This is a genomic window from Nocardiopsis sp. EMB25, from assembly GCF_026797795.1.
GTDB classification, from domain to species: Bacteria; Actinomycetota; Actinomycetes; order Streptosporangiales; family Streptosporangiaceae; genus Nocardiopsis; species Nocardiopsis lucentensis.
In genome coordinates, this window is record NZ_JAMTDN010000001.1 from 6354663 (window position 1) to 6374690 (window position 20028).

Annotated in this window: 17 protein-coding genes; 8 read left to right on the forward strand and 9 right to left on the reverse strand. The window is 71.3% G+C overall.

Annotation, left to right across the window (positions count from 1 at the left end):
* Nucleotides 1–31 precede the first annotated feature (31 nt).
* From KIK06_RS28295 to KIK06_RS28305, 3 genes are all read right to left on the reverse strand, one after another.
* Nucleotides 32–1771, reverse strand: a complete 1740-nt coding sequence (locus KIK06_RS28295; protein ID WP_268645729.1) for an SDR family oxidoreductase — start codon at nt 1769–1771, stop codon at nt 32–34.
* Nucleotides 1768–2646 carry a M24 family metallopeptidase gene (locus KIK06_RS28300; protein ID WP_268645730.1) on the reverse strand — a complete coding sequence of 293 codons (879 nt, stop codon included), beginning with the start codon at nt 2644–2646 and terminating at the stop codon, nt 1768–1770. Before KIK06_RS28300 ends, KIK06_RS28295 begins: the two co-directional genes overlap by 4 nt.
* 370 nt (nt 2647–3016) lie before the next feature.
* A complete protein-coding gene (locus KIK06_RS28305; protein WP_026127527.1) occupies nt 3017–3700 on the reverse strand; it encodes an IclR family transcriptional regulator in 684 nt (227 codons plus the stop codon).
* A 155-nt stretch (nt 3701–3855) separates the two neighbouring features.
* Here KIK06_RS28305 and leuC point away from each other — a divergent pair, with 155 nt between their 5' ends.
* The 3 genes from leuC to KIK06_RS28320 all read left to right on the forward strand — a co-directional run bounded on the left by leuC (nt 3856) and on the right by KIK06_RS28320 (nt 6513).
* Entirely contained in the window at nt 3856–5262 is a 1407-nt protein-coding gene (gene leuC, locus KIK06_RS28310; protein ID WP_017598176.1) for a 3-isopropylmalate dehydratase large subunit, read from the forward strand.
* Between the two features lie 28 nt (nt 5263–5290).
* Nucleotides 5291–5881 (forward strand): 3-isopropylmalate dehydratase small subunit, encoded by a 591-nt coding sequence (gene leuD / locus KIK06_RS28315; RefSeq protein WP_017598177.1) that lies wholly within the window; start codon nt 5291–5293, stop codon nt 5879–5881.
* A 350-nt stretch (nt 5882–6231) separates the two neighbouring features.
* Nucleotides 6232–6513, forward strand: coding sequence for an HU family DNA-binding protein (locus tag KIK06_RS28320; RefSeq protein WP_017598178.1), 282 nt, complete (start codon nt 6232–6234; stop codon nt 6511–6513).
* Here the strand turns inward: KIK06_RS28320 and cofC are convergent.
* Nucleotides 6494–7315: a 2-phospho-L-lactate guanylyltransferase gene (gene cofC / locus KIK06_RS28325; protein WP_017598179.1), complete on the reverse strand. Its 822-nt coding sequence runs from the start codon at nt 7313–7315 to the stop codon at nt 6494–6496. The genes KIK06_RS28320 and cofC overlap by 20 nt on opposite strands.
* 212 nt (nt 7316–7527) lie before the next feature.
* Between cofC and KIK06_RS28330 the strand changes: the two genes are divergently transcribed.
* Genes KIK06_RS28330 through KIK06_RS28345 form a run of 4 tightly spaced genes read left to right on the forward strand, consistent with a single transcriptional unit; the run spans nt 7528 to nt 11821 of the window.
* Complete coding sequence (locus KIK06_RS28330; RefSeq protein ID WP_026127528.1) at nt 7528–8343, forward strand: lysophospholipid acyltransferase family protein; 816 nt, start codon at nt 7528–7530, stop codon at nt 8341–8343.
* Nucleotides 8344–8351: 8 nt separating this feature from the next.
* Nucleotides 8352–9407, forward strand: coding sequence for an NAD(P)H-dependent glycerol-3-phosphate dehydrogenase (locus KIK06_RS28335; RefSeq protein WP_268645731.1), 1056 nt, complete (start codon nt 8352–8354; stop codon nt 9405–9407).
* Between the two features lie 11 nt (nt 9408–9418).
* On the forward strand, nt 9419–10636 hold the full coding sequence (locus KIK06_RS28340) for a trans-sulfuration enzyme family protein (RefSeq protein WP_268645732.1): 1218 nt from the start codon (nt 9419–9421) through the stop codon (nt 10634–10636).
* Nucleotides 10637–10696: 60 nt separating this feature from the next.
* Nucleotides 10697–11821: a D-alanine--D-alanine ligase family protein gene (locus KIK06_RS28345; RefSeq protein ID WP_017598183.1), complete on the forward strand. Its 1125-nt coding sequence runs from the start codon at nt 10697–10699 to the stop codon at nt 11819–11821.
* Nucleotides 11822–11891: 70 nt separating this feature from the next.
* On the opposite strand, the gene KIK06_RS28350 is transcribed toward KIK06_RS28345, so the two are convergent.
* Entirely contained in the window at nt 11892–12794 is a 903-nt protein-coding gene (locus KIK06_RS28350) for an EI24 domain-containing protein (protein ID WP_268645733.1), read from the reverse strand.
* Between the two features lie 202 nt (nt 12795–12996).
* On the opposite strand from KIK06_RS28350, the gene KIK06_RS28355 reads away from it, so the two are divergent.
* Nucleotides 12997–13551 (forward strand): Uma2 family endonuclease, encoded by a 555-nt coding sequence (locus KIK06_RS28355; protein WP_241479587.1) that lies wholly within the window; start codon nt 12997–12999, stop codon nt 13549–13551.
* A 99-nt stretch (nt 13552–13650) separates the two neighbouring features.
* On the opposite strand, the gene cydC is transcribed toward KIK06_RS28355, so the two are convergent.
* The 4 genes from cydC to KIK06_RS28375 all read right to left on the reverse strand — a co-directional run bounded on the left by cydC (nt 13651) and on the right by KIK06_RS28375 (nt 19885).
* The gene (gene cydC / locus KIK06_RS28360) at nt 13651–15417 is read right to left on the reverse strand and encodes a thiol reductant ABC exporter subunit CydC (RefSeq protein WP_268645734.1); all 1767 of its coding nucleotides are present in this window, start codon (nt 15415–15417) and stop codon (nt 13651–13653) included.
* Nucleotides 15414–17174: a thiol reductant ABC exporter subunit CydD gene (gene cydD, locus KIK06_RS28365; protein WP_268645735.1), complete on the reverse strand. Its 1761-nt coding sequence runs from the start codon at nt 17172–17174 to the stop codon at nt 15414–15416. Before cydD ends, cydC begins: the two co-directional genes overlap by 4 nt.
* A gap of 200 nt (nt 17175–17374) precedes the next feature.
* Nucleotides 17375–18433, reverse strand: coding sequence for a cytochrome d ubiquinol oxidase subunit II (cydB, locus tag KIK06_RS28370; RefSeq protein WP_268645736.1), 1059 nt, complete (start codon nt 18431–18433; stop codon nt 17375–17377).
* A gap of 12 nt (nt 18434–18445) precedes the next feature.
* Nucleotides 18446–19885, reverse strand: coding sequence for a cytochrome ubiquinol oxidase subunit I (locus KIK06_RS28375; RefSeq protein WP_268645737.1), 1440 nt, complete (start codon nt 19883–19885; stop codon nt 18446–18448).
* Nucleotides 19886–20028: the final 143 nt, after the last annotated feature.

Sequence of the window (20028 nt, forward strand, 5' to 3'; positions counted from 1 at the left end):
CAGTGCGGTGCTGGGTTGGGGGAGGGCCGGGTCAGACCGGCGGGGAGAAGCGGGCGGCGGCGCGCATCGCGCCGGGGCTGAGACGGGACAGCAGCAGACCCGCGTGGGCCTCGCCGGTGACGGGGACGATCTCCGGGTCGCGGTCCAGGGCGTCGGTGATGCGTCGGGCCGCCTTCTCGGGGGTGTAGCCGCGCAGCCGGTAGAGCCGGTTGAGCCGGTCCTTGGCGGCGGAGCGCTCGCCCATGCCCGACAGCCGGGCGTTCGAGATGATCCCGGTGTTGATCAGGCCGGGGCAGACGGCGGTGACGGTGACACCGCCGGCGGCGAGCTCGCCGCGCAGACTCCGGCTGAGCATGAGGACGGCGGCCTTGGTGGTGGCGTAGGCGCCGTAGACCCGGGAGGGCAGGTAGGAGGCGGCCGAGGCGGTGTTGACGATGCGGCCGCCGCCTCCGGACCCGACCATCATCGGGGCGAAGGCGCGGCAGCCGTGGACCACGCCCCACAGATTGATGTCCACGACCCGCTCCCAGTCCTCGGCGGTGGTGTCCAGGAAGGGGCCGGCCACACCGATCCCCGCGTTGTTGACCACGAGGTCGGGGACTCCGTACTCGTCGCGGACCCACTCGGCGAGCTTGGCCATGGCGGCGGCGTCGGTGACGTCCACGCGCTGGGCGCCCGCGCCGGGTGTGAGCATGGCGGACAGCTCGGCGGTGCGCTCGGCGGCGGGGCCGTTGATGTCGACGGCCACGATCCGGGCACCGCGCTCGGCGAGTTCGAAGCACAGCGAGCGGCCGATGCCGCTGCCCGCCCCGGTGACCACGGCGACCTGGCCGGTGAAGGCTCCGCCGTGGCGCCGGGCCTGCTGCGCGGTGCGGACACGGCGTGGGCGGGGCGCCCCCGATTCGATCTCCTCGACGAGGGAGCGCACACGCGTGACGACGGCGGCCGGACGTGAACGCAGGGTCCAGTGGCCGCCCTGGAAGCGATGGAAGCGCAGGTCATCGACCCAGCGGGCGGCGTTGGACTGGATCTGGTCGATCATGAACGCGTCCCGGGTGGGCGCCAGGACCTGGACGGGCACGTCGGTGCGGCGCTCACCGGGGCGGATGAGGCGGGGGAGCATGTTGGCCCGGTAGAGCGCGAGTCCGTTGAGGTAGTCGCGGGTGGCTCGCCGGGCGGGGGCGTGCGGTCCGCCGCCGATCCGTTCGAGCGCGGACAGTGTGAGGCCGCCGATACCGGTCAGCCAGGCGGCCTCGGGGATTCCGGGCAGGTGGAAGAACCCGATGTAGCCCGAGCGCACGGACTGGCGCAGCGCGTGGCGCAGGCCGTCGGGGCGGCGGCGGAACCAGTGGCCCACGTGGTCGAGGTCGGGTCCGGAGACCGCCGTGTAGGAGGCGAAGCGGTGGGCGTGGGCGGGCTCGGTGACCGCGTGCCAGGACTGTATGGCGCCCCAGTCGTGGCCGACGAGGTGGACGGGCGTGTCCGGGCTGACCGCGTCGGCGACGGTGACCACGTCCCGGGCGAGCTGGTCCATCCGGTAGCCGGCGCGGTCGTCGGGGGCGGTGGAGCGTCCGGCGCCGCGCACGTCATAGGCGACGACGTGGTGGTCGGCGGCGAGGTCCGTGGCGAGGGCGTCCCAGACGGAGGCGTTGTCGGGGTAGCCGTGGACGAGCAGGAGCGTGGGACGCGCGGGGTCCCCGGCGGTGTGGACGGCCAGGCGCTGGCCGTCGGAGGCGGTGACGTGGCCGCGGGGGCGCAACGGGGAGTTCATCGGGTCACCTCGCTGGTGGCGGTGGTGGAGGGTGAGGGGAGGGCGCGGGAGTCCCACCTGCGCACGTGCGGCAGGTCGTCGTCGAGCCAGTAGGCGTCGTCCTCGGTGACGACGAGGATCTCCTCGAACTTCACGCCGATGTCGCGGAAGCCGATGTGGGGTTCGACCGCCCACATGCCGGGGGTGGCCGGGTGGGCGGAGATGTCGCCGTCCGCCCACAGGGGGGAGCGGTGGTGCATGCGTTCGACGACGAGGTCGCCGACGAGGGTCTGGAGGGAGCGGACCCCGAAGCCCGCGACGATCGCCCGGGGCAGCCTCGATCGCACCTTCCCGACCTGGTGGGCGATGACGCGGCCTGGATAGACCTGGTGGCGGTTGTCGTAGCCCTGGTCGCGGATGAGGGCGTCGACGGAGCGGTAGACGTCCTGGAGGGTGTCGCCCGCGCGGACCCGCTCGACGATCAGGCGGCGGTGGGCGCGCAGGTCGTCCATGAGCCGGTCGTGCAGGGGGTTCTCGCCGAGGTATCCGGAGTAGCCGATGTCGGCGACGTATCCGTCGCGGACGGGGGCGCAGTCGAGGATGAACGGCATTCCCTCCTCCAGCCTGCGCCGGGACGGGAAGAACTGGAGGGGCACTGTGAAGCCTCGGAAGGCGGTGCGGTCACCGAACCAGGCGAAGGGGGTGTGGAACCAGTCCTGGGCCCCGTGTCCTTCGAGGTGCTCACGGATGCGGCGGGCCGCCTCGCGTTCGGTGACACCGGGTTCGAGGGTCGCCGCCACGTCACCGGCGGCCTGGTAGGCGAGCTGTTGGAGCTCGCGGAAGGCGTCGAGCTCAGCCTGAGGGGGTGTGTTCCCGGTCACTTTCGTGTGAGACATTCTGTCATGTTAGACATCCTGTCAATAAGTGTCCACGGTCGGGGTGCCTTTCCCGAGCACGCGAACGACCGCGTCCGCCGGGGTTCGGCGGGCGCGGTCGTCGGCTGGTGTGTCGTGGGGTTGGCGGTGGTGGCTGGTGGTGCGGGGACTACGGGGCGGCGGGCATCGGTTGTGGGTGGTGGGTCGGGTTTTGTTTCTTGGAACGGTCACCCCAGGGGGTTTTCGTTCGGCCGTCGGCGGGGTTCCTGTGGATGGGGCCGCGCCTTGGGCGTCCGCCTGAGGGTGCCCGTCCTGCCGTGGAGCGGCCCCTCAGGCGGTGTTGGGCGGCGGGCGGGCCGAAGCGAGGCGGCGGGACCAGGAAAGGTACTGCCTACCGCCCCTCGTAGGTGTGCAGCGACTCGCTGATCTTCTCGGCGGCCGACAGTACCGCCTGGGAGTGCATCCGACCGGGTGAGCGGGTCAGGCGCTCTATCGGTCCGGAGACTGAGACGGCGGCGATCACGCGCCCGCCCGGGCCGGACACCGGGGCCGACACCGAGGCGACGCCCTGCTCGCGTTCGGCCACGCTCTGGGCCCAGCGGCGGCGGCGTACCTGGGCCAGGCTGGCCGCCGTGAAGCGGGCGCCCACCAGGGAGCGGCGGATGCGGTCGGGGTCCTCCCAGGCGAGCAGCACCTGGGCGGCCGAACCGGCGTTCATGGGCAGTTCGCTGCCGACGGGCACGGTGTCGCGCAGTCCGCTGGTGCGCTCGGAGGCGGCCACGCAGACCCGCAGGTCGCCCTGACGGCGGTAGAGCTGGGCGCTCTCCCCGGTCAGGTCACGCAACTGGACGAGCACGGGCGCGGCCACGGCCAGGAGTCGATCCTCGCCGGTGGCGATGGAGAGCTCGCCCAGTCGCGGACCCAGCACGAACCGGCCCTGGCTGTCGCGGGCGACCATGCGGTGTCGCTCCAGGGCGACGGCCAGGCGATGCGCGGTGGGCCGCGCCAGACCGGTGATCTGTACCAGCTGGGCGAGGGATGCCGGACCCGATTCCAACGCATCGAGGACGGACATCGTCTTGTCCAGCACACCGACGCCGCTGGATGAGCTAGAGTTGTCCATGACTTGATATTGCCGTCTCGAAATATGGAATGCAAGTCAGCCCGCACGTCCGCGCTGGGTCCACCACGACACGGGCCCGAGACGAAGAACGAGAGAGGCGATCGCCCATGGCACGCACGATGGCCGAGAAGGTCTGGGAGGAGCACGTCGTCCGACGTGCCGACGGCGAGCCGGACCTGCTCTACATCGACCTCCACCTGGTCCACGAGGTGACCAGCCCGCAGGCCTTCGAGGGCCTGCGCCTGGCCGGTCGTTCCGTGCGGCGCCCCGACCTCACGATCGCGACCGAGGACCACAACGTCCCCACCCAGAACCTGCTCGCCCCGATCGCCGACCCCGTCTCCCGCAAGCAGGTCGAGACCCTGCGCAAGAACTGCTCGGACTTCGGGGTGCGCCTGCACCCCATGGGTGACATCGATCAGGGCGTCGTGCACGTCGTCGGCCCCCAGCTGGGCCTGACCCAGCCCGGCATGACCATCGTCTGCGGTGACAGCCACACCAGCACCCACGGCGCGTTCGGCGCGCTGGCCTTCGGCATCGGCACCAGCCAGGTCGAGCACGTGCTGGCCACCCAGACGCTGCCCCTGGCCCCCTTCAAGACCATGGCCGTCACGGTCAACGGCACGCTCAAGCCAGGTGTGTCGGCCAAGGACATCATCCTCGCGGTCATCGCCAAGATCGGCACCGGCGGCGGCCAGGGCTACGTCATCGAGTACCGCGGCGAGGCCATCGAGTCGCTGTCGATGGAAGCCCGCATGACGGTGTGCAACATGTCCATCGAGGCGGGCGCCCGTGCCGGGATGATCGCCCCCGACCAGACCACGTTCGACTACATCCGGGGCCGGGACCACGCCCCGAAGGGCGAGGACTTCGACGCGGCGGTCGAGCACTGGAAGAGCCTGCGCACCGACGAGGGCGCCGTCTTCGACGCCGAGGTGGTCCTGGACGCCGACGAGCTGAGCCCGTTCGTCACCTGGGGCACCAACCCCGGCCAGGGCGTTCCGCTGGACGCCTCCGTGCCCGACCCCGCCTCCTTCGCGGACTCCAGCGCCCGCGCCGCCGCGGAGAAGGCCCTGGCCTACATGGACCTGGCCCCCGGCACGCCGATGCGCGAGGTGAGCGTCGACACCGTCTTCCTGGGGTCGTGCACCAACGGCCGGATCGAGGACCTGCGCACCGCGGCCGAGATCATGCGGGGCCGCAAGGTCGCCGACGGTGTCCGCATGCTGGTCGTTCCCGGCTCCATGCGGGTCAAGGAGCAGGCCAACGAGGAGGGGCTCGGCCGGGTCTTCGAGGAGGCCGGGGCCGAGTGGCGCGAGGCCGGGTGCTCGATGTGCCTGGGCATGAACCCGGACCAGCTCAAGCCGGGCGAGCGCAGCGCCTCCACGTCCAACCGCAACTTCGAGGGCCGTCAGGGGCGCGGAGGCCGTACGCACCTGGTGTCGCCGCAGGTGGCCGCGGCCACGGCGGTGCGCGGAACGCTGTCCTCGCCCGCCGACCTGGTGTCCCTGTAGGACCCCGACCAGCTAGGAGAGACCTGTCATGGAGAAGATCGACGTCCACACCGGTCGGGCCGTCCCGCTGCGCGCCAGCAACGTCGACACCGACCAGATCATCCCCGCCGTCTACCTCAAGCGTGTGAGCCGGACCGGCTTCGAGGACGGCCTGTTCGCCGAGTGGCGCGGGAGCGACCCCGACTTCGTCCTGAACCGCCCTGAGTACTCCGGTGCGTCCGTGCTGGTGGCGGGTCCGGACTTCGGCACCGGCTCCTCGCGTGAGCACGCCGTGTGGGCCCTGAAGGACTACGGTTTCCGCGCGGTGCTCTCGTCGCGCTTCGCGGACATCTTCCGGGGCAACTCGCTCAAGGGCGGGCTGCTGACCATCCTGCTGCCGCAGGAGGTCATCGAGAAGCTGTGGGAGACCGTCGAGGCCGACCCCGGCACCGAGGTGACCGTCGACCTGGTCAACCGCGAGGTCCGTGCCCCGGGCGTCCAGGAGTCCTTCGAGCTGGACGACTACACCCGGTGGCGGCTGATGGAGGGGCTGGACGACATCGCCCTGACGCTGCGTCACACGGAGGGGATCGGGGCGTTCGAGGAGACGCGCAAGCGCTGGCTCCCGGTGACCCTGTAGGCGCCGGAACGTGCTCTGGAGCGGGGTCGGAGGGGTGTGTGACGCAGTACACCCGCCGACCCCGAAATATTTTACCTTTACTTGGTGTGACCAGCCGCTTGCAGGGTTTGCGTCCTCAATCTCGTCATGTGACGTGCCCGGAATCCGGTTATACGTAGGCATTTGAGGCTCACACAAGGGGGCAAAAGGGACTCGTGGGACGGCGTCCCACGAGTCGGTTCCACTGCCTTCCGTAGCTGGCTCGCAGGTGGGGAAGGGGCCGACACGCCTTCCCCACAGGCGTTTGTATTTGTGTAACGGGCCGAGCTTCCCCTAATTTCGTGCGAGCAAGGGGGAACCGGAGGAACCTTATGAACAAGCGTGACCTGATCGACGCGATCTCCGATCGGCTCGGAGACAAGAAGACCGCGACCGAAGCGGTCAACGCTGTGCTTGAGACCATTCAGGCCACCGTGGCGTCGGGCGACAAGGTCGCCATCACGGGCTTCGGCGTGTTCGAGAAGTCCGAGCGCGCGGCCCGCACCGCGCGCAACCCCGCCACCGGGGAATCCATCAACGTCCCCGCGAGCTTCGTTCCGAAGTTCCGCGCCGGCGCTGACTTCAAGGCCCTGGTCAACGACGGGAAGAAGTAGTCCCACCGCCGAACGGCGACGGGTGGGCTCCGCCCGGGTCCCTGACAGGGGCCCGGGCGGAGCGCTGTTCGGGGGCGGTGTCGACCGCGGGGGCGAGGCCGCCCGGCCCGGGGTGGACCCCCGCCGTGGGAGTGCGGTCGCCCATCCGCTCCAGCAGCTCCCGGGTGCGTGCCCCCACCCCCAGTCGGACCGCCGCGCGCAGGTCCTCCGGTGTGTCCACGTCCCGCCGGACGGAGTCGACGTCCGCGACCACCAGTTCCCGGGCGCCCGAAGCCAGATGCCGGGCGCGGGAGGCGCCCTCGAAGGCGGGCAGGAACGGGGCCCCGGGGGCCGAGGCGAGCGCGGTCGTGCCCACCCCGGGCGCGTCCGGCAGGAAGGATCGGCGCTGACCGGCCGCCGCCGTCAGGACCCGGCCGAGTTCGTCGGGGCGCAGCGCGGGCAGGTCCGCGGACAGGGCGCACACCCCTGATCCGGGCAGGCGCCGCCGCGCGACCGCCGCCCCGTGCCGCAGCGCGGGATTGAGGCCCGTTCCCGGCTCACCGCCGACCACCACCGCGCCCAGGGCGGCGAGCTCGTCGCGGGCCCGGTCGTCGTCGGTGACCGCGAAGACCGAGGAGACCTCGGGGCAGGCGAGCGCGGCGGCCACGGTGTCGCAGGCCACGGCCAGCGCCAGGTCGCCCCGGAACGGTCCGGCGGCCCGGGCCAGTCGCGACTTGGCTCGGTCGAGGTGCTTGACTGGGACGATCAGGGACCAGCGCACCCCGGCGCGCGCGGCCCCGTCTCGCTCTCCGAAGCCGGTCACGGTCCCCCCGGGGCGTCGGTACGGCAAGGGCAGTGACACGAGGGTAGGCGCTCGGGGACGGGCGCGGCGCGGGGCCCGGGCGGATTTCGGGCCGGTGACCTGCCCGGTGACGTGCGTCTCCGGGCTGGAGGAGCGGGTACCGGTTCGCCCTAGACTGAACCGGTCGTGCTCCGGGGTCCGGACGGGCCCGGAGCGATGAAGTGAGGAGTCCCGTGGCCAAGCAACGAGAATCGCGATGGGTGAAGGTGGTCGTGGCGTGCATCGTGCGACCCCTCCTCAGGCTGGTGACCAAGCCCGTCTGGTCGGGAACGGAGCACGTTCCCGCCGAGGGCGGGGTGATCATCGCCGCCAACCACCTGTCCACGGTCGACCCGCTGACGGTCGCGCACTTCATGTACGTGGGGGTTCGTCGCTGGCCGACCTTCACCATGAAGGACGCGGTCATGCGGATCCCGGTGGTGCGGTCGGTGGCCAAGAGCACGGGGCAGATCCCCATCAAGCGCGGCAGCACGGACGCCGTCAAGGCCCTGCACGAGGCCGAACTGGCGCTCACGCGGGACGGCGCCTCGGTGATCTTCTACCCGGAGGGCACCTGCACGCGTGACCCCGAGCTGTGGCCGATGACCGCCAAGACCGGAGTGGCCCGTCTGGCGCTGACCACGGGGGTTCCCGTGGTACCGGTGGCGCACTGGGGCGAGCAGAACCTCCTCCCGTACCAGGGGGACAAGAAGCTCAGCCTGTTCCCGCCCAAGCGCGTGGAGTTCCGCGCCGGACCGCCGGTGGACCTGGACCGTTTCCGGGACAGGCCGCTGACCGCCACGATCCTGAACGAGGCCACCGAGGCGATCATGCGCGACATCACCGCGCTCCAGGCCAAGATCCGGGGCGAGGAGCCGCCGGCGGTGCCCTACGACATGAAGCGGGCGCGGGTCCAGGCCCGGCCCGAACGCGACGGTGAGACGGCCGGCGGGGGTTCGGCGGAGAAGACCGCAGCGGGTGAGGACGACAACGGGAAGAACGAGGCGTGACGGGGCGGATGGACAGCGACAAGGTGAGGATCGCCGTGCTTGGCGCCGGTTCCTGGGGGACCGTGTTCGCCAACATCGTCGCGGACGCGGCGGACCGGGCGCGGAGGGAGGAGCCGGGGGGTCCGGCGGTCGATGTCGTGCTGTGGGGGCGGCGCGCGTCGGTCGTGGACGCGATCAACGCGACCTCCGAGAACCCGGACTACTTCCCCGGGATCGAGCTGAACCCGAGACTGCGCGCGACCGCCGACGCGGCCGAGGCGGTCGCCGACGCCGACGTGGTGGTGCTGGCGGTTCCGTCCCAGTCGCTGCGGGCCAACCTCGTCCAGTGGCGGGAGCACCTGCGTGAGGACGCGGTGATCGTCAGCCTGATGAAGGGCGTGGAGCTGGGCACGCAGCTGCGGGTCAGCCAGATCGTCGCCGAGGTCCTGGAGTACCCGAAGGAGCGGATCGCCGTGGTCTCCGGGCCCAACCTGGCCCGGGAGATCGCCGAGCGCCAGCCCGCCACCGCCGTCGTGGCCTGCCCCCACGAGGAGACCGCGGTCTGGCTCCAGGGGCTGTTCAAGGCGCCGTACTTCCGCCCCTACACCAGCACCGACCTGGTCGGGGTGGAGATCGGCGGGGCGATGAAGAACGTCATCGGGCTCGCCGTCGGCGTGGCCGAGGGAATGGGCTTCGGGGACAACACCAAGGCCTCCCTCATCACCCGGGGGCTGGCCGAGACGACTCGGCTCGCCGTGACCCTCGGCGCCGACGAGCACACCCTGTCCGGCCTGGCCGGATTGGGTGACCTCGTGGCGACATGCTCCTCGCCACTGTCGCGTAACCGAACATTCGGTGAGAAACTGGGCGCGGGCAAGACCCTGGAACAGGTCGTCGCGGAGACCAGTCAGACGGCCGAGGGGGTCAAGTCCTCGGAGTCGATCCTCGAACTGGGTTGGCGGCACGGGGTCGACATGCCGATCACCGAGGCCGTCGTCAAGATGATGCACCACGACCTGAGCCCCGCCGAGGCGCTGGCCGCGTTCATGGCGCGCAGCGCCAAGCCCGAACGCTACGGGGTCTGAGAGAGAGCAGTATGCCGCACGTACCCGCCCCCGGACCCGAAACGGAGTTCACCCGGGCGCTGAACCTGCCGTCGGCGCCGGTTCCGGCCGAGCGTCCGATGCGGATGCCCGTCCACCGGGCCACCACCTACGAGTTCCACACCTCGCAGGAGTACGCCGACGTGCTGGCGGGGACCCAGGAGGGGTACTCCTACGCGCGGATCGACAGCCCGACGGTGGACGCGTTCGCCGAGGGGGTCGCCGCGCTGGAGGGCGCCGGGCTGCGCACGCGGGTGCGGGGACAGGCCTTCGCGTCGGGTATGGCGGCGATCAGCACGGTGCTCATGGCGTTGACCGAGGCCGGTGCGCACGTCGTGGCGGCTCGGTCGATCTACGGCAACACGCACTCGCTGCTCGGCGGACTGCTCCGGAGGTTCGGCGTGCGCACGGACTTCGTGGACGTCACCGACCTGGACGCGGTGCGGACGGCCGTGCGCCCGGACACGGCCGTGCTGTTCACCGAGACGCTGTCCAATCCCACCATGGCGGTGTCCGACCTGCCCGAACTGGCGCGGATCGCGCGGGAGGCGGGTGCGACCCTCGTCGTGGACTCCACGTTCGCCTCCCCCGTGGTGTGCCGTCCGCTGGAGCACGGGGCCGACGTCGTCGTGCACTCGGCGACCAAGTTCATCGGCGGGCACAGCGACGCCACGGGCGGTGTGGCGGTGGCCGCGCCCGAGTTGATCGACCGGATCCGGGCGGCCCGGATCGACCTGGGGCCGTGCCTGGCCCCGGACGAGGCCTACCTGCTGCACCGGGGCTTGGAGACACTGCCGCTGCGGGTGGCGCGGCAGTGCGAGTCCGCCGCCGCGTTCGCCGCGGCGCTGGAGGGGCACTCCGCGGTGGAGCGGGTCGACCACCCGTCCCTGGCCTCGCATCCGCAGACGGAGCTGGCCGCGAAGCTGTTCGACGCCGGGCGGTGCGGCGCGGTCGTGACCGTGCACCCGCGCGGTGGGCAGGAGGCCGGGATGCGCTTCGCCGACCGCATCCGGCTGGGCACGGTCGCCGCCTCGTTGGGCGGGACGCACACGCTGGTGGGGCACGTCGCCTCCACCACGCATCGCCAGATGAGCGAGACCGAGCTCGCGGACGCGGGTATCTCCCCTGGAGCGGTGCGGTTCTCCATCGGTCTGGAGGACCCCCAGGACCTCATCGACGACGCCCTCGCGGCGCTTGATGCGGACATCTGACACAAACGGGGCGCTTTCCCGGTTCCGGTTCCACCAAAAGGCGAGATAAGGTCAGGCAGCATGTCGTCCGAGCAGCGCAAGATTCGGGTCGCCGTCGTCTTCGGCGGTCGTAGTTCCGAACATGAGATCTCCTGCGTCACCGCGGGCAGTGTCCTGTCCGTCGTCGACCACGACCGCTACGAGATCGTGCCGGTCGGCATCACCAAGACCGGCAACTGGGTTCTGGCCCCGGCCGACCCCGAACGGTTGCGGATCGACGAGGCGACCAAGGCGCTGCCGACCGTCGCCGAGGACGGCACGGACCTGGCACTACCCTTCGACTCCGTCGGTCAGCTGATGACCGTCGACCCCGAGCGGGGCGTGGAGCGCCTGGCCGGGGTGGACGTCGTGCTGCCGCTCCTCCACGGGCCGTTCGGTGAGGACGGCACCATCCAGGGGCTGTTCGAGATGATGGGTGTGCGCTACGCGGGCGCCGGGGTGTTCTCCAGCGCGGCCGCCATGGACAAGGTGTTCATGAAGGCGATGCTCATCGGCAACGGGATCCCCACCAGCGACTACGTGGCGGTCACCGACCGGCAGTGGCGGACCGAGCGCAAGAGGGTGCTCGACGACATCGCCGACCTGGGCGGGACCGTCTTCGTCAAGCCCGCCCGTGCGGGCAGCAGCGTCGGCATCAGCAAGGTGGGCGACGCCGGGGACGCCGACGCGGTGATCGCCGCCGTCGAGGCCGCCCGGGAGCACGACCCCAAGGTGCTGGTGGAGGCCCAGGTGGTCGGACGTGAGATCGAGTGCGGCGTGCTGGAGGCCGAGGACGGCGGGACCCCCGACGTCTCCCTCCCGGCCGAGGTGCACGTCGCCGACGGGTTCGACTTCTACGACTTCGAGGCCAAGTACCTGTCCACGAGCAGCCTGACCATTCCGGCGCGGATCCCGGAGGACGCCACCGCCCGACTGCGCGGCATGGCGGCCGAGGTGTTCGAGGCGATGGGCTGCGAGGGCCTGGCGCGGGTCGACTTCTTCTACACCGAGGACGGCGAGATCCTCGTCAACGAGCTGAACACGATGCCCGGGTTCACCCCGGCCTCGGCGTTCCCGCAGATGTGGGGGGCGACCGGTGTCGACTACGCCGCGCTGGTCGACCGGATGATCACCACCGCGCTGCGTCGGCGTCCCGGCCTGCGCTAGACGCACGCGAAGGGCGGTTGACCAGCTGGTCAACCGCCCTTCGCGTGCGTTGGGGACGTCGGAGCGGCGGTCAGCCCCGGGCGGGCGGGTGCCCCTGCCCGTGCGGAGGCCACGGAGCTCCGGGCAACGGGTGGGATCCGGGGGCCTGCGGGCCGCCCGGCAGGCCCGGCCCGTGCGCGGTGAGCGGTCGTCCGCCGGGGCCGTTCCAGCCCCGCCGCTCACCGGCCTCGAACAGCTCCCGTGCCAGGATCGTGCCGCCCGCCGCGGCGGCGGGGAACACCGCGATCGCCACGAACGGGATCGCCAGCAGGAAGTACGTGGGAACGGCGTAACCGAGCACGCGCAGGCGGCGGGTGCCCATGTAGCGGCGGCGGTCCCGGACCAGGAGCATGTTCCGCCGGTCGAAGGCCCCGGCCAGGAGCTCGATGGCGAGCAGCCAGCCACCGAGCACGGCCGCCAGGACCGCGCCGACGACCTGCCCGACCAACGGGATGAAACCGATCCCGAACACGACCAGTGTGACCAGCAGCGACATCAGGATGATTCCGAGCGACTGGCGGATCGCCCGGACGATGGACGCCATCAGCGGCTCGTCGCTGCCCTCGGGCGGGTTGCCCAGCCGCTCCTCGACCAGCTCACCGATCTTGTCGTAGACGGGCGCGCCCAGTGTCAGCGTCACGGTCGTGAACGTCACGACCATGACCAGGACGGCGCCGATCGCCATGGCCACGGAGACCGCGACGCGCAGGGTGTTCCGCCAGGTGGGGTCCCACCCCTCCGAGAACGGCGTCGCCCACGCCGCGAGGTCGCCGACGTTGACCAGGAGCGTCACGAACAGTGCCAGGAACACCAGCGACGTGAACAGCGGGGGCAGCGCGCCCAGAAGGAACAGGCGGGGGCTGCGCACCATCATGCCGAAGCCGCGCGCCAGCGCGCCCGCACCACCGAGGATTTCGCGAAGAGAGTTGACCACGCACGAACCCTAGAGGATCGGCCCGCCGGTGTCAGACGCGCGGGTGAGCAGGGGGCGGGTTCTGTTCCGCCGGGGGTTCATCCCTGTGTGTTTCCTGGAAAACGCGTACGCTTGTCGTGTGCCCTCGCTACTGTCGGACACGTTCCGAACACCGTGGGGGTTGCGAATGACGTGTGTCGCTCACGAGCGGGTGGAGGAAACGATGGTGGACCTCCCGACGCTGGCTGAAAACCTCGAACTCCCGGAGGGTTATCGCACGGAGATCATCAACGGGAGCATCGTCGTGTCACCAACACCGACCACCGGCCACGCTGACATCGTGACGGTTCTTCAGGAGATCCTGATCATGGCGGGCCTTGGTGATCAAGGTCTCCGCACCTATCAGGTCATCACGGTGGAGATCCCCGAGACGGGGGATCGGTATGTGCCTGACCTGATGGTCATGCCCAAAGCAGCGGTTCATGGCAAGAGTGGTGGTGGTAGCCAGTGGATTCAGCCTGCTGAGGATCTCGAGCTCGCGGTCGAGGTGGTTTCTCCGAGTAGCAGCCTCCACGACTGGAAGACCAAGGTTCGGGGGTATGCCCAGGCGGGTGTACCGCTCTACTTGGTTATTGATGCCCGAAAGGATGAGATCGCCCTGTTCTCCAACCCTCACAAGGGGGAGTATCGAGACGTGGCCCGAGCTCTCCGTGATGAGTCCGTGAAGCTTCCCGATCCCTTCGACATCGAGATCAAGGTGAAGTCACTCTTCTCCTAGTGGATGCTGGCTCGGTCCCGACGCGACGAATGAGCACAGTGCTCGTTCCTCCCGTCGGTCCGGGGGCGTGCGGGGGAGGGCCGTCACCCGCCATGGTTCTCAGCGGGTACTCACGTTCCGGAACCACCCCTGCTCCCGGGACAGCTCCGCGTACGTCCCCGACTGGATCACCCTCCCCTCGCGCACGACGTAGATCCGGTCGACCCGCTCCAGCCCCGTCAGGTCGTGGGTGATGAGCAGGGTCGAGTACCCCTCGGCGGCGGCCAGCAGGTCGTCGACCACCGCGTCCCGCGTGTCCGGGTCCAGGTGAGCGGTGGGCTCGTCCAGCACCAGGACCCTCGGGTCCGCCAGCAGCGCGCGGGCCAGCGCGAGCCGCTGCACCATGCCCCCGCTCAGCCCCAGGCCGTGCGTGCCCACCGGGGTGTCCAGCCCCTCGGGCATCGCGGCCACCTCGTCCGCGAGCCGGGCCCTGCGCAGTGCCGCCCACAGCTCGTCGTCCTCCGCGCCGGGCCGTGCCAACCGCAGGTTCTCCCGCAGCGTCGACGCGAACACGTGCGGGTCCTGCGGCACCCCCGACACCACCGCGCGCACCTCGTCCGCCGGGTAGGCGGTCACGTCCGTGCCGCCGAGCTCCACCCGGCCCCCGTCCGGGTCGCGGAACCGCAGCAGCACCGACGCCAGGGTGCTCTTGCCCGCACCGCTCGGCCCGATCACCGCCACCGTCGCACCGGCCGGGATCTCCAGATCCACCCCGGCCAGGGCCCACGGCTCGTCCGGGCCGTACCGCACCCTCAGGTCCCGTATCCGCACCGTCGGATCACCCTCCGGCTCCAGCCCGGTGCGGGTGGGCGGCGCGACGGCCGCGGGGGTGTCCACGACACGAAACAGCCTGGCCCCGCTCGCCCGGATCGCCCCCAACCTGGCGGCCACCGCGGGCAGCGGCGCCACGATCTCGAACGCCGCCATCGTCGTCAGCACCAGCACCGCCAGGGACACCGCGTCCAACGTGCCGCCCTCCACGGCGGCCACGCCCAGCAGCAGCGCGGCCCACACGGTCAGGCCGGTGATCAACGCGGTCGCCCCCGCCCCGAACCCGAGGATCGCCGCGTCCCGCCGTGCCATCCGTGTCAGTTCCTCGTCGGCGGCGTTCACCCGCTCCACCTGCCGGTCCATCGCCCCGTAGGCCACCAGGTCCGGCGCCCCGTGCAGGGTGTCCACGAGCGCGGTCGACAGTTCTCCCCTCGCCTTCGCCTGCCGTCGTCCGGGGCCCCTGCCGAGCGCGGCGGCCGCGAGCGGTACCGCCAGACCGGCCAGCAGCAGCCCCGCCGCGAGCAGCGGCCCGCCCGGCGCGTACACCGTGGTCAGGAAGAGCACCGTCGCGCCGCCGGTCACCACTGACACCAACGGCGGCGTCAGCCCGCGCACGAGCAGGTCCAGAGTGGCCTCGGTGTCGTTGACCAGCCGTGACACCAGGTCACCCGTCCGGAACCGGCCGAACGGCTCGGTGGCCGCGAGCCTTTCGTAGACCCGTACCCGGACCTCGGCCAGCGTGCGGAAGGCCGCGTCGTGGGTGACCAGTCGCTCCAGGTACCGGGCCACACCCCGGCCCACCCCCAGCGCCCGCGTGGCCACCACGGCCACGCCCAGCGCCGTGATCGGCGGGTGGTCGGCGGCGGTGGCCAGCATCCACGCGGCCACGCCCAACAGGGCGACCCCGGCACCGGTCGCGGCGGCGCCGAGCAGCACCCCCAACGCGAACCGCGTCCCGCGCGGCCAGGCCAGGGCGACCATCCGGCGCAGTGGATCCCGGCCGTCGGCGGGCCGGTCCGCACCGCGCTCCACGGCGGCCTCCGTATCGGCACTCATCGCGGCGCACTCCACTCCAGGTTCGGCAGCGGCAGGGACACGACGCGTGGCGCGGCGCCGAGGGCGCCAGCGGTCCATCCGGTGTCGTGGGCGACGATCACGGCGGTCCGGCCCTCCAACAGCCGCGCGACCGCCGTGCGTACCGCCGCCGCGTTCTCCGGGTCCAGATGCGCGGTGGGCTCGTCCAGCAGGACGAGCGGCGCGTCCCGGCACAGCGCCCGAGCGAGAGCGATCCGCTGGCGTTGCCCCGCCGACAGTCGCGCACCGCGCTCGCCCAGACGGGTGTCGTAGCCCTGCGGCAGCCCGGAGACGAAGGCGTCGGCCTCCGCCCGCCGCGCGGCCTCCCGCACCCGTTCCATGGACGCGTCCGGAGCGCCGAGCCGGATGTTGTCGGCCACCGACACGTCGAACAGGTAGGGGTGTTGGGGGACCCACGCGATCCCCCGCCGCCAGTCCTCCGCCGGGACCTTCTCCAGCGGTGTCCACTCCCCACCGGGCGCGCGGACGCTGATCCGCCCCTCGCCGGGCTCGTTCAGCCGCAGCAGCAGCGACAGCAGGGTGCTCTTGCCCGCCCCGCTGGGGCCGGTGAGCAGGACGTGCTCACCAGCAGAGATGTCCAGGTCCACTCCCGACAGCGCGGGCAGGTCCCGCCCGGGGTAGCGCATCCCGACGCCCTCGAACCGGATGTCCCCGGCGGTGGTGGGGGAGGCCTCCCCGGTCGGCGACGGTGGCCGGGGCGGCTCCGCCACGGCCGCGGAGGCGCGTCGGGGCGTGCCGCGGGTGCGGTCGAGTTCGGTGAACACCTGTTCGGCGGCGGCCACCCCCTCCATACTCGCGTGGAAGCGGGCGCCGACCTCCCGGAGCGGCAGGTAGGCCTCCGGGGCGAGGATCAGCACGAGCAGGGCGGTCTGGTAGTCCATGTGGCCGCCCAGCAACCGGAGCCCGATCTCCACGGCCACCAGCGCCACCGCCAGGGTGGCCAGAAGCTCCAGTGCGAACGCCGACAGGAACGCGATCCGCAGGGTGCCCATGGTGGCCCGCCGGTGCTCCTCGCCCACACGCCGGATGATCGCCGCCTGGGCCTTGGCGCGGCGGAACACGGCCAGGGTGGGCAGCCCCTCCACGACGTCGAGGAAGTGCCCGCCCAGGCGGCTGAGCAGCCGCCACTGGCGGTCGGTGCGCGCCTGCGTGTGCATCCCGATCAACGCCATGAAGATCGGGATCAGCGGCAGCGTCACCAGGATGACGATCCCCGAGATCCAGTCGGCCCAGAACACCACCGCCAGGACCGCGAGCGGGACGATCGCGGCCAGGACGAGCTGGGGCAGATAGCGGGCGAAGTAGTCGTCGAGCGCGTCCAGGCCCCGGGTGGCGAGGGTGACCAGCTCACCCGCCTTGGGGGAGCCCGGTTCGCCGTCGGCTCCCGGTTCGGCGGTCCACACCCGTCCGGAACCGGTCACGTGCGCGACCAGGCGTCGGCGCAGCTGCGACTTGGTGCGGGCGGCGCTGTGCAGGGCGGAGGCCTCCGCCGCGTACGACAGCAGCGCCCGAAGGACGGCGACCCCCGCCACCGCGGCGACCGACCACCCCAGCGTGTCCATCCCGGCGCCGCCCGCCGCCCCGGTGATCGCGTGGGCGAGCAGCCACGCCTGGACCAGGATCAGCCCGGTGACGAGCACACCGCTGACCACTGAGACGGCCAGATGGGCCCGGACCGCGTCGGCGGTCCGCACCAGGCGTGGGTCGAGCGGTTTCAACCGGGCCTCCTTTCCGGGAGATCGGTGCGTGGCCGAAGCGGCCGTCTTCGAGGACCCTACTCACCCGGCCGGCTTCGCGCCTCCCCTCCCGCCCGGCCTGTGGACAACTCCGGCGGAGGCTCCCACCACGGGTGTGCCGCGCGCGAAACGCCGGGCGATCCGTACGGGGCGATGCGTACGGTGCGTTCCGCGCGCGGTGTCTACGGGGCGGGGGTCGGGGCGGGGCCCGTCGAGCCGGCGGTCCCCTCCCCGGTCACCCGCTCGCCGGTGACCTGCGCGCCCGTCACCCTCCTGCGGAACACCCAGTAGCTCCACCCCTGGTAGAGGAGGACCAGCGGCAGGAACACCGCGGCCACCCAGGTCATCACCGTCAGCGTGTAGTCGGCCGAGGCCGCGTTCGCCACGGTCAGGTGGAACGCCGGGTCGGTCGTCGAGGGCAGGACGTTCGGGAACAGCGACCCGAACAGCGTGACGGACGCGGCCAGGACGGTCACGGCGGTCAGTGTGAAGGCCGTCCCCTCACGCCCGGACCGGGTCGCGGCGACCCCGCCCACCAGCGCGACCGCGGCCACGGCGGCCACCGGCAGGGTCCAGGAGGCGCCGTGGGCGGCCTGGGTCCAGGCCAGGAAGGCCGCACCGGCGGGGACCGCGACGCAGGAGGAGACCAGGGCGGCCCGCCGGGCGCGGACCCGTACCGGGCCGTCGGTCTTGAGCGTCAGGAAGACCGCTCCGTGCAGCGTGAACAGCGACAGCGTGGTCACGCCGCCGAGCAGGCCGTAGGGGTTGAACAGGTCGAGGAGCCCGGCGGTGACGATGTGGTCGGCGTCCATGGCCACGCCCCGCACGACGTTGGCGAAGATCAGGCCCCACAGGAACGCGGGGACGGCGCTCCCGAAGAAGATCGCCCGGTCCCACCGGGTACGCCAGGTCGAGCTGTCCCGCTTGCCCCGGTACTCGAAGGCCACGCCCCGGACGATCAGCGCGACCAGGATGATGAGCAGCGGCAGGTAGAACCCGCTGAACAGCGACGCGTACCAGGCGGGGAAGGCGGCGAACATCGCACCGCCCGCGGTGAGCAGCCACACCTCGTTGGCGTCCCAGACCGGGCCGATCGCGTTGATCGCGACCCGGCGGTCGACGGAGTCGCGCCGACCCATGAAGGGCAGCAGCGTGCCCACCCCGAAGTCGAACCCCTCCAGGACGAAGTATCCGGTCCACAGGACCGCGATGGCGACGAACCAGATGACGGTCAGTTCCATGGTCCTCGGCTCCTAGTAGCTGAAGTGCGGGATGCGGGCCTCGTCCTCGTCGTCCTCCAGTTCGGGGACGAGGTGCGACGGTCCGGCCTTGATGTACTTGACCAGCAGTCCGACCTCGACCACGAAGAGGACTCCGTAGAGGGCGGTGAAGACGGCGAGGCTCGTCGCGACCGTCGCGAGGCTGACGCCGGGGGAGACGCTGGCGGCGGTGAGGAGTTCGCCGTGGACGGTCCACGGCTGGCGGCCCATCTCCGTGAGCACCCAGCCCAGGATGTTCGCCGCCAGCGCGGCGGGCAGTGCGAGCATCCCCAGGAAGTAGAACCACGTCCGCGGTGAGCGGTCGCCCCTGGTCAGGAACAGCCCGAGGGCGGCGACCGCGACCCCGGCCATTCCGAGGCCGATCATGAGGCGGAACGCCCAGTACACGACGAACACGTTGGGCGTGTAGTCGCCGGGGCCGTACGCCTCCTCGTAGGCCGCCTGGATGTCGTTCATCCCGTGCACCTCACCGTCGAACTCCCCGGTGGCCAGGAAGCTGAGCACGTTGGGCACGGTCACGTCGATGGGGTTGTACCGGGCCTCGGTGTCGCCGACGGCGAAGGCGGAGAAGTCGGCGCCTTCCTCGGTGTCCCACAGGGCCTCGGCGGCGGCCAGCTTCATCGGCTCGTACTCGGCGGCGAGCTTGGCTTGGTGGTCGCCGGAGACCACCACGATCACCCCGGCCAGGAGAGTGAAGACCAACCCGACCTTGAGCGTGCCGCGGAACAGGGCGCGGTCGCCCTTGGGCGGGACCGCGCCCGGGACCCCGGTGTCGCCCCGCTGGGTGTTGCGCCACAGCTTGTAGCAGCTGACGCACACGACGAACAGTCCGGCGGTGATGAACGCCGCCGACACGGTGTGCAGGTAGGTCGACCAGGCTTGGTCGTTGCTCAGGACGGCCCAGATGTCGGTGAGCTGGGCGCGGCCGGTCTCCGGGTCGACCTCGTAGCCGACCGGACGGCGCATCCAGGCGTTGGCCGCCAGGATGAAGTACGCCGACAGGTTGGTGCCGAGCGCCACCAGCCAGATGCACAGCAGGTGGACCGCGCGCGGCAGCCGGTGCCAGCCGAAGATCCACAGGCCGATGAAGGTGGACTCCAGGAAGAAGGCGAGCAGGGCCTCCATCGCCAGCGGGGCGCCGAAGACGTCCCCGACGAAGCGGGAGTACTCGCTCCAGTTCATCCCGAACTGGAACTCCTGCACGATCCCGGTGACCACGCCCATGGCGAAGTTGATGAGGAACAGCTTGCCGAAGAACTGGGTCGCCTGGAGGTACTCGTGCCTTCCGGTCCGGTACCAGAACGTCTGAAGCACGGCCACGATGAGCGACAGACCGATGGTCAGGGGTACGAACAGGAAGTGGTAGATCGTGGTGATCCCGAACTGCCACCTCGCCAGATCAAGAGCTTCCATGCCCACCTCTCAGGTACCGACTGGCCGTAGTACTACAAACTGTAGTGCTACGCCGCGTCGTAAAACAGGGCGCCCCCGTGGGAGCGCGTGGTCGGCGCTGCCCCGGGGGGTCGGGGGAGGGGTCGGGAGTGTGGCGAGCGGGT